Below are 603 nucleotides of genomic sequence, written 5' to 3' on the forward strand. Positions count from 1 at the left end.
GCAGGAAAACCTTGAGATTGAGTGGCCAAGAGGCTTTGCTGGACACTGGCAAGTGCTTACGGCCACACCACTCTGGACCCGCCCGATCTCGTCCGATCTCGGAAGCCAAACAGGGTTGGGCCTGGTTAGTACCTGGATGGGAGACCGCTTGGGAATACCAGGTGCTGTAAGTTTTCCATCTTTTCCTCCCAACCAGCAGAGGGTGTTCTTCCAAAATCTGCTTCAAAGTTCACCTAAGGTTTTTTTTTTTTTTTTTTTAATAAACAACTTTTGCCTCATGTAAAGTAATCAGGTAGCTTCAGAGCAATCAGAATCAAGGTGTCAATGCATAACCTTTAGCCTAATTACACCCACCTGTTACAATGAGCAGATGTTAGCAGTGTTTCTGTTCAGACTTTGTGTGTGTTTAAACCAAGGCTGATTTTGCAGAGGAGAGGTGAAATGGCATGGTTTTTGCAGCAGGTGGGTGTGTCTAGTCAGCAGGTGTGTTAATCAGGAGGACACAATGGCAAGCCTGTAGCTTTAGGCAGGAAAACCTTGAGATTGAGTGGCCAAGAGGCTTTGCTGGACACTGGCAAGTGCTTACGGCCACACCACTCTGGA

1 rRNA gene is annotated in these 603 nt (G+C 47.1%); it reads left to right on the forward strand.

The features are described 5' to 3' along the window. The first annotated feature begins 54 nt into the window (after window positions 1-54). Window positions 55-173: ribosomal RNA gene (gene rrf, locus ACFIKY_RS09225) — 5S ribosomal RNA — on the forward strand. The last annotated feature ends 430 nt before the right edge of the window (window positions 174-603 follow it).

Source organism: Bartonella sp. CR127HXZ (genome assembly GCF_042194555.1).
Taxonomy (GTDB): domain Bacteria; phylum Pseudomonadota; class Alphaproteobacteria; order Rhizobiales; family Rhizobiaceae; genus Bartonella; species Bartonella grahamii.